10 protein-coding genes are annotated in these 9,509 nt (G+C 58.4%); all 10 read right to left on the bottom strand.

Translation table 11 applies throughout. The features are described from left to right. On the bottom strand, positions 1-300 hold a 300-nt coding region (locus tag EXR70_16235; GenBank protein MSP40039.1), incomplete at its 3' end, for a hypothetical protein. 111 nt (positions 301-411) lie between these two features. Next, positions 412-918, bottom strand: coding sequence for a hypothetical protein (locus tag EXR70_16230; protein ID MSP40038.1), 507 nt, complete (start codon positions 916-918; stop codon positions 412-414). Continuing rightward, the gene (locus tag EXR70_16225; GenBank protein ID MSP40037.1) at positions 866-2,407 is read right to left on the bottom strand and encodes a hypothetical protein; all 1,542 of its coding nucleotides are present in this window, start codon (positions 2,405-2,407) and stop codon (positions 866-868) included. Before EXR70_16225 ends, EXR70_16230 begins: the two co-directional genes overlap by 53 nt. Positions 2,408-2,600: 193 nt before the next feature. After that, positions 2,601-3,635: a hypothetical protein gene (locus tag EXR70_16220; protein MSP40036.1), complete on the bottom strand. Its 1,035-nt coding sequence runs from the start codon at positions 3,633-3,635 to the stop codon at positions 2,601-2,603. A 191-nt stretch (positions 3,636-3,826) separates the two neighbouring features. Beyond that, on the bottom strand, positions 3,827-4,894 hold the full coding sequence (locus EXR70_16215) for a hypothetical protein (GenBank protein ID MSP40035.1): 1,068 nt from the start codon (positions 4,892-4,894) through the stop codon (positions 3,827-3,829). A gap of 73 nt (positions 4,895-4,967) precedes the next feature. After that, entirely contained in the window at positions 4,968-6,023 is a 1,056-nt protein-coding gene (locus EXR70_16210) for a hypothetical protein (GenBank protein ID MSP40034.1), read from the bottom strand. Between the two features lie 75 nt (positions 6,024-6,098). Continuing rightward, positions 6,099-7,130, bottom strand: a complete 1,032-nt coding sequence (locus EXR70_16205) for a hypothetical protein (protein MSP40033.1) — start codon at positions 7,128-7,130, stop codon at positions 6,099-6,101. 87 nt (positions 7,131-7,217) lie between these two features. Continuing rightward, entirely contained in the window at positions 7,218-8,390 is a 1,173-nt protein-coding gene (locus EXR70_16200; GenBank protein ID MSP40032.1) for a hypothetical protein, read from the bottom strand. 14 nt (positions 8,391-8,404) lie between these two features. Further along, positions 8,405-9,133 (bottom strand): hypothetical protein, encoded by a 729-nt coding sequence (locus tag EXR70_16195; protein MSP40031.1) that lies wholly within the window; start codon positions 9,131-9,133, stop codon positions 8,405-8,407. Between the two features lie 33 nt (positions 9,134-9,166). Continuing rightward, entirely contained in the window at positions 9,167-9,490 is a 324-nt protein-coding gene (locus EXR70_16190; GenBank protein ID MSP40030.1) for a hypothetical protein, read from the bottom strand. Positions 9,491-9,509 lie beyond the last annotated feature (19 nt).

Raw genomic sequence — 9,509 nt, 5'->3', positions numbered from 1 at the left:
CAGGCCGGCGCCCACCGCGCCGATGGACAGGCCGTCCGGTTTCGCGGTCTGGTAAATGTAGTTGGCGGCTTTTCGGCCGGCGGCGCCGGGCATGTTCTCGACGATGATGTTGGGATTGCCCGGAATATGTTTGCGCAGTGACGGGATCAGCGCGCGCGCCTGCACGTCGCCGGTACCGCCGGGCTCACCGCCGCGGACGATTTTAATCGTCTTGCCTTGGAAATAGGGGGATTGGGCGGAAGCGAGATTGATCGCTAACGTTAGCGAGAAAATTATTCCCGCGACGACTGTCTTTACCATGGGAGTAGCGTTACCTCTCGAATTTTGGATTGTCGGATAGATCACTGCCTAGGCGGTTTCCGCTTCGGTTCCGGCAATCCAAAATCCAAAATCGAAAATACAAAATGGAATTTATCCGAACAAAATCCCCGACGGCCAGCGGGTTTCGAGCATGTATTCGAACAGGCCCCAGATCATTAGGTATGCGCAGCCGCCGGTGATCAGCGAAGTGAGCCATTTCTCCTCGCCTTGGAGACGGGCATAGAGAAAGACCAACAACGGCAGCGCGTAGACGATGCCGACCAGCCAGATGCCGAGTGCGCCGCCGATGAACCAGGCGAAAAACGCCAGCGTGCGCTTGCGCGCGGTGGCTGGGTCCAACTGATTGTCGCCGCTCTCGTCCATGTCCATGCTGCCGGCGCTGTTCTTCTTCTCCCAGCCGGTGGCTTCGCGGTAGATCTGGATGAGGATCATCAGTAGACCGGGAATGGCGGCGACGTAGACCGGCATAATCTTGGCGATGTCGGGCCAGCCCCAGCCGGAGACGATGGCGACGGCGAATACGACAAGTATAAACAGCGCGAAATTAATCTTCATTGTCGGACCTCGCAATGGCGCCGCTGAAGGTCGCCGTGTCATGTTCCTTACTCGCCTTCATCTTGCCGCGCAGCGTCAGATAGAGCGAACCACCGGCGATGATTAACAGTACGATCACCGCTGGGCGGCCGAGCCAGCTAAAGCCGTAGCTCGCCACCGAGCGGTAAAGATATTTTTCCATCAGATCGCCGAGTACGAGCCCGAGAATCATCGCCGGGCGCGGATAGCCGGCGCGGCGCATGAAGTAACCCAAGATGCCGAAGGCGATAACCACGACCAAGTCCAGCGGATCGCGATTGACGCTGTAGGCGCCCATCAGGATGAACATGAACATGATCGGAACCATGAAGGTGTAGCGCACCTCGGCCAGCTTGGCGAGCTGGCTGGCGAGGCAAAAGCCGACCAGGGTGCCGATGATGCCCGAGATGCCTTGGATCCACACCACGCTGTAAATCACTTCGGGATTTTTCTTGATCATCTCCGGGCCGGGCACGAAACCCCAGGCGAGCAGGGCGACGATGAACAGCGCGGTGGTGACGCCCTGGGGAAAGCCGAGTAACAAAGTCGTCACCAGGTCGCCGCCGTCCTTGGCATCGTTGGCGCTCTCAGGCGCGATGACGCCGCGCACGTCGCCATGGCCGAATGTTTCCCGACCGCCTTTGCAGGTCTGCGCCGCGTGGCCGTAGGCCAACCAGTCGACCACCTGGGAGCCCAAGCCGGGCACGATGCCGACCCAGACGCCGACGAAGCTACAGCGCACCACCAGCCACCACTCGCGCAAGCAATCCTTGACGCCGTCGAACAGACTGCCCTTGAGCGGCATCGGTTGCTGCTCGACGCCGAGTTTGGTTAACGCGAGATCGAGGGCCGACGGCACGCCGAACAGCGCCAAGGCCATGATGCTCACCGACATGCCGTCGAGCAAGTAAGGTTGATCGTAGACAAAACGCATGACGCCGCTCTGCGCTTGCTGGCCGATGGTCGCCAGCAATAATCCCAACGCCGTGGCGATCAGTCCCTTGAGTGGCCGGCTGCCGGCGAGCACGGCGACCATGCTCAAGCCCCAGAGCATGATGACGAATAGCTCCGGCGAGCCCATTAGATAGATCAACGGCTTGGCCGCCGGGATCGCCGCGACCAGGGTAAACGTGCCGATCAAGCAGCCCATGCCGCCGGCCATGAACGAAGCACCGAGCGCGCGCCGGCCTTCGCCTTTCTTGCCCATGGGATAACCGTCGAGCACGGTGGCTTGCGAACCCGAGCCGCCGGGGATGCCGAACAGGATCGGCAAGTAGGCGGCGCAGATGGCGCTCACCGAACTGGCGCCGATTAAAAACGCGATGCCGGTGACCGGCTCCCACTTGATCACCACCGGCAACGCGATGGCGTAGACTAGCGGCATGCCCAGTCCTTGCGGCGCGACGGCGGTGAAGGTGCCGATGCTCACGCCCAGGACCATGGCGAAGAACACTTTTAACTGAAGAATATTGACGAAGCCTTTGATCGCCGCGTCGAACAGTGAACTGTCCATGAATGGTAGTCCTTAATTAGCGAAGTTGCTGCGCACTTATACGATTAAGGTGGAAAACGTTCAAGCCGTTTTAACGTTTGAATCGCTCAAGCCTCATCCTGCGTTCTCCCGCGCGTGAGTTTCTTCGAAGAAGGTGGGGGCTTGAACGGAGCGCAGCGATTGAGCGGCTTGAACGGCTCGAACCCTTCATCTTCTATCGCGGCGGCAGTCCTCCCGGCCCGGCGAATTTTTTGAACAGCTCGATGGTCTCGGGATCGCGCGGCAGTTCGCGGATCGACTTTTCGTTGGCCTCGGGCATGAGCGGCGTCGGCTCTTCGCCCACCAGTTTGTTGTACTCCTTGTAAAATTCCTTGTCGCGGAAAGTTTTGCGGATCGCTTCTTTGATGATCTCCAAGCGGTCTTTGGGCATCGCCGGCGGGGCAATGAACGGCGAGCCGGCCAGTCGGAAGCTGCGAAACATCGCCAGCAACTTGCGCTCCCGTTCGTTCTTCACGAAACCGTCGATCTCTGGCAGGTTGGAAAAGCGCGGGTGTTTTTCCTCACGCGGGATGGCGTAGATCGCATGGAGGTCGACGAGTCCTTTGTCCAACCACTCGGGGCGGCGCGTCAACAGGTCGTCGGCCGCGGTGACCGCGTCGATCTCGCCACGCATCAGCGCGACGTCGCGTTCGGGAATCGAAAAGCCGGTGACATCGCGGATCTCTTTGAGACCCAACAGCCAGGCCATGATGCGGCCGACGTTGTAGTTGATATGGCCGACGGACTGGGAGCCGAAGCGTACGCCGGTGGCGCCGCGCAGTTTGTCGAGAGTGCGAAAGCCGGCTTCGCGTCGGGTGAAAAGAATGTAGTGCGTGGTGCTATAGGGCGAGCCCAGGAACGGCAGCTTATCGAGATCGTACTGCACGCCGGTCTCGCCGAGGATGGCGTTGGCGATGACGCCGCCGCCAATGTTGCCGATGGTGAGGCCGTCGGGACGAGCGGAGCTGTAAATATAATTGGTTGCTTTGCGCCCGCCGCCGCCGTCCATGTACTCATGAACGATGGTCGGATTGCCGGGAATGTATTTTTGTAAAAACGGCGCTGCCGCGCGCACCCGCAGATCGCCCGATCCGCCGGCATCCCGGCCATGGACGATGGTTAACGTCTTGCCTTGATAAAAGTTCGATTGGGCGGCCGCGGAACTTAACGGCAACAAGATAAGCGAAAGTAGAATTAGTCTTTTCAGCATAGGGACTCCTTTAACATGTTCAAGCCGTTCAATTCGCTCAAGCTCCCTCCTACATCCTCCCCCGCGTCCTTCGACAAGCTCAGGATGACCGAGCCGGGGGAGGAAAACCCGCCGGAATTCTTCGAAGAAAGGTGGGGGCTTGAACGGAGCGTAGCGGTTAAGCGGTTTGAACGGATTGAACCCTTCATCTTCTATCGCGGCGGCAACTTTTTCGGCCCAGCGATAATTTTAAACAGCTCGATGGCATCCGCGTCGCGGGGGATTTCGCGGATCGCTTTCTCGTGATGCTCCGGCAAGAGCGGCGTCGGATCGTCGGCGGTGAGCTTGCGATAATATTTGACGAACTCGGGGTCGAAATAGGTTTTGCGAAACGCCTCTTTCAAAATATCGACGCGCTCTTTCGGCGTGCCCGGCGGCAGGACGAAGGGCGTGCCGGTGACGCGGAAGCCGCGCTGCAGTGCGAGCATCTTTCGTTCTTTGTCGTTTCTGGCGAAGGTCTCGATCTCGGGCAGCTTGGCGAAGGATGGATGGGTATGCTTGTCGCCTTTGGGAGTTTCCATGATCGCATGAATGTTCGCCAGCCCTTTATCGAGCCATTCGCGGTTGCGCTGCAAAATCGTATCGGGGCCGGTGGCGCGGCCGTCGATCTCGCCGCGCATCAGCGCCGGATCGAGCTCGGCGCCGCCGAATGCGGCGATGAACAGTGGCTCTTTCAAACTCAGCATGTAACCGAACAAGCGGCCTTCGTTGTAGGTGGAGAAGCCGAGAGATTGGCCGCCGATTTTAATTCCAATGGCAGCGCGCAGTTTGTCGAGAGTATCCCAGCCGGCGTCGCGGCGGGTGACAAACACCGAGTGATAGCTGCTGTAGGGCGAGCCCAGGTAGATGAACTTATCGATGTCGTAGAGCACGCCGGACTCGCCGAGGATGGCGAGGGACACCATGCCTGAGCTCAAGTTGCCGATGGTCAGGCCGTCGGGGCGTGACGTGCGAAAAACATGATTGGCCGCCTTGCGGCTGCCGCCGCCGGGCATGAACTCCATGATGATCGTCGGACTACCGGGAATGTATTTTTGCAGGAACGGCACCAGCGCACGCACCCGCAGGTCGCCGGTGCCGCCGGGATCGCGGCCTTGGACGATGGTGATGGTCTTGCCACGATAGAATGGCGCTTGTCCATAACTGACTACCGGCGCCAGGTTTACGAACGCCGCCAGCCAGCCCATGCCTAGTTTGAAGAAGCGTTTACCAATTTTCATAGTCGCACCTCGTGGTCGTAGTCGTTGTTGGTTATTTGATCCAAGTCTGGGTTGTCAGGTTCGCGCGGTGCAATTAACGCGTTGGCAAAGGATCGGCGCTCACCATCTTCTTGAATAACTCGATGACCTCTTTGTCGCGCGGTATCTCGCGGATCGCCTTCATCTGATCGTCCGCAGTCAGTGGAGTGGCTTCCGCTCCCGTCAGTTTCTTGAAGTCGCCGAGGAATGCCGGATCGCGAAAGGTTGCGCGCAGCGCATCGGCGATCATGTCGACGCGCTCCTTGGGTGTCGCCGGCGGTAACACATAGGGTGTGCCGATTGAGCGGAAGGCGCGATGCATGTGCATGAGTCGCTGCTCCCTGGTGGATTTCACAAAGCTTTCGAGGGCGGGCAGGTGAGCGAAGCGCGGATGCTTTCTGACCCCGGCGGTTTCCATGATCGCGTGAAAGTCGACCACGCCTTTGTCGATCCAGCCGGGAGTGTTCTCAATGGACTCGGCGACTTGCGACCGGCCATCGGCCTCGCCCTGGCCCAGGGCGACGAGCATCTCTGGGTCGCCATAGCCGGTGATGAAGCGGGGTTCTTTGAGATTGAGCATGTACGCGAACAGACGGCCGGTAAGATAGATCTCATGACCGACGGCGTGGGCGACGATGCGCAGTCCGCTATGGCCGCGTAGTTTATCCAGACTGTTCAATCCGAGTTTGCCCATGGTGACAAAAATATAATGAGTTCCAGTGTTCGGCGTGCCGACGTAATTAAATTTATCGATATCGTAATCGACGCCGGTCTCGCCGAGCACCGCGCTGATGATATGGCCGCTACCGATGTTCGCCAGGGTCAGACCGTCGGGGCGGGCGCGGTGAAACATGTAGTTGGCGGCTTTGCGCCCGCCCGCGCCGGCCATGAACTCCATGACGACGGTCGGATTGCCGGGAATATGTTTGGTTAGATAAGGCATGAGCGCGCGCGCCCTGCGCTCACCGACGCCGCCGGGAGTATTGGCGCGGATCATGGTGATGGTTTTGCCTTGAAAAAAGTTAGCTTGTGGCCACGCCAGAACGGGAAGAATCAGGAAAACGATTGCGCCGAGGAGCGCGAGTCGGACGGAACGATTTTTGTCTTCCATGTTTCCCTCCGCTAACCAGGTTAGCGTTCTTGAGGTCGGTCCGATGGATGCCGTTTCACGCCTCGATTAAGACTATCAGTTTCCTAAAACCTTTTTTAGCCGCTCGATGATCTCCGCCGGCTGGCCGATGACTTCCTTGGCGAGTTTTTCCAGTTCTTCGCCGCCCACCGGATCGAATTCGTAATTGCGTTTTTTTACCTCGGCGCGGAACTGTTCGTCGGCCATGGTTTTGCCGAAGGCGTCGCGCAGAGTTTTCAATCGCTCGGCCGGCATGTTGGGCGGGCCGAACATGGGCCGGCCCATATCGTCGGCGCCGAGCAGCACGGTCGCCAGGCGGCGGCCGGACTCAGGCGTTTTGTAGCGATCCATCAATTCGAAAATTGTCGGCGTAGTGGGCAGCCGCGCATCGCGTTTGTTGCCGCTTTGAAACAGGTGGTGGGCGAAATTGGTTTTGCGCCAGGTGTGATAGGGCTCGCGGCCGAAGTAGGCTTCGATGGTGAATGCCCGGCAGTGAATCTCGCCGCGCTCGACGGCGAGATCGATGTCGGTGCCGCCGGGATAGCCAGTGACGATTTGAAATTTGGCGCCGACGGTTTCTTGCAAGAGCTTGGGAAAGTACGAGTCGGGGCCATTGACTCCCGTGGCACCGCACTTGGGCGGCTCCTTGGCATTGCGTATGTCCTCGACGGTTTTGTAGGGCGTATCACTGCGCATGTACATTTGACTGTTGCCGCGCGCCGGCGAACCGATCCAGGAAAATTTCGCCCAATCGAATTGAATCTCGGAGCGACCGATCAGTTGATTCAAATAAAGCGATGGGATCACCGAACCGATCAGCGTCAGGCCATCGGGTTTCACATTGCCGTAAAGATAATTGACCGCGACGACGTGGCCGGCGCCGGGCATGTTCTGGACGACGAAGCTCGGATTGCCAGGGATGTGCCGCCCCATGTAGTCGACGATCAGCCGCGCCCAGAAGTCGTAAAGATTTCCCGGCGGCGTGCCGACAATGACGCGGATGGTTTTGCCTTGATAGAAAGGCGCTTGGGCTCGGGCGCTCGTCGCCGCCAGCAAACCGATCATCATCAGCCAAAAATATTTAATCATGTGGCACCTCCATCGCGCAAGTTTTTCTGGTTTGTCCGGTTTGGCAAACAATTGCAACACGACATAGGTCTGGAGTCGATTGAAAATTTAATTGCCGCCCAACAGTTCTTTGACTCGGCCGATCAGTTGCGGCGGTTGTTCGATCACTTGATTCGCTAGCGCTTGGAGTTCTTCGCCGGTGATCTGTTCCATGCTCCAGTTGCGTTTCTTCGCTTCCTCGATCAGATCGCTATCTTTCAGCGCGCGAGTGTAGGCTTCGCGCAATATTCTCACCCGCTCGGTGGGCGTGCGCGGCGGCGCGACCGCGAGGTATTGGCCGAAGTTATCGGCCCCGAGCAGCACCGAAACTATTTTCTGTTTCGCTTCCGCGGTTTGATGGCGCGTCATCAGTTCGTAGATCGTCGGCACATCGGCGAGTTTGGGGTTTCGCTTGCGGCCGGTTTGCATCAAGATGCGAATAAAGCCTTTTTTCTGCCAACTGATAAACGGCTCGCGGGCGAGGAAGGACGCCGAAGAGATCGCGCGGCATTGCACTTCGCCGCGCTCGATGGCGAGGTCTTGATCGCTGCCGCTCTTGTAGCCGGTGACAATGCGAAACTTCGCGCCCAGACCTTCTTCCAAAACTTTGAGCGTGATGTGCGTGCTCGATCCCGGCGCCGTGGCGGAGCACTTGGGCGGCTCGCTGGCGGCGCGGATATCTTCGATGGATTTGTAGGTCGCGTCGGCGCGCATCATCAGCAAAGACTCCACCAGGCCCGCCGAGCCGATCCAGCTAAACTTGCGCCAATCGAACTGCACTTCGGACCGGCCGGTGAGTTGTTGGAAGTAGAGACTGGCGGAAGTTTGACCGATGGTCAAGCCGTCGGCTTTGGCGACGCTGTAAAGATAGTTCGCCGAAATCATCGAGCCGCCGCCGGCCATGTTTTGCGCGATGATATTCGGATTGCCCGGAATGTATTTGACCAAACTGCGCGTCAGCGCGCGCGCCCAAAGATCGTTGGCATCGCCGGCCGCCATGTTGACGATGAACGTCATGGTTTTGCCGCGATAGAAATCGGATTGCGCTAATGCGCAGTCTGCTGCGACAACAAGAATTAACGCCGAACAGAAAAGCGCAGCCAGTCGATACATCCCCCTTTGGAAAAAGGGGACTGAGGGGGATTTTCTTTGGGCTAGTGTTGGAGCTGCAATCTGGGAAAATCCCCCCTCGCCCCCCTTTTTCAAAGGGGGGAATGTTCGAACTTGGCTTGACTCCATCATCGCGCTTCGTTTCGCTAGGCCGCGGGTAGTGCGGGCCAGTTCGCTAACAGTTTGCCGTATCCCGCGAGCGGATGTTTCAAGCCAAGCTTTGAAAGCATATACCAATTCATCGCCGGATTGCTCGCGACGACGGGCAGATTCAGTTCGCGCTCCATCTGCTCCAGACAGTCCATCGGATCGAGCACCGCGCCTTGGAAATAGATTGCGTCGACGTGGCTTTGCTCCGCGATGGCCCGGCGCGCGTAGGCGATGACATCGTCGTCGGTCATTTTGAGCGCGTCGGTGCAGTGAGGCAATGTTTCGCTGGGCGAAGTGGCGATAAGGTCGAATTGGCCGAGAAAGTCGCGGATCAGTTGGTTCAACGGTGGGTCGAAGGGCGTGAGTAAGAGAACTCGTTTGGCGGAAAACGTTTTCAGCACCGCCGCCGAAGCGCGCAGTGCGGTGGCAACAGGAATCTTGAGCGCCGCGGAAAATGCTTCGAACAATTTGGGATTCAAAACTTCGCGCGGCGCGCCGGGAAAAATCAGGCCGTCGAGTCTTTGCTTGTCGGCGAACGTCACGGCGCGGCTGACGATCAACTCCTGCTTGCCTTGAACATCGCTTAACACGCCGTCGTGGAGCACGAGCTGCTCGTAGAGAACTTCGATGTTGGCCGGCACCAAGTTGAGAAATTTCTTGATATGTGAACTCGACGGCAAGCTCGGACCGAGCCAACCGATTCTCATGTGGTGTGCGTCAGTCATACTTACATACTTACTCTAGACCCAAGGGTTGCCTTACTCAGCTAAAAGTTTTTTCAATCTAGCGATGACTTCCGGCGGCTGGGCGATAACTTCTTTCGCTAGCACTGCGAGTGCTTCGCCGCCGACGGCTTCCACCGGCCAGCTGCGTTTTTTTGCTTCGGCGAGCAACTCCGGGTCTTTCAATGTGTTGCTCCAAGCATCGCGCAGGATTTTCAAACGGTCCGGCGCCATATTCGGCGGCGCGGTCCAGGGGCGGCCGAATTCATTGGGCGCGGTCACCAGAGTTGCGAGGAGCCGCTCGGCGTAGCGGGTTTTGTATTGATTCATCAAGTCGTAGAGCGTCGGTGTCTCCGGCAATTGAGGATCGCGTTTGCGG

It is taken from the genome of Deltaproteobacteria bacterium, from assembly GCA_009692615.1.
Lineage (GTDB): Bacteria > Desulfobacterota > Binatia > UBA9968 > UBA9968 > DP-20.
This window is presented reverse-complemented; position numbering and strand designations above follow the sequence as displayed.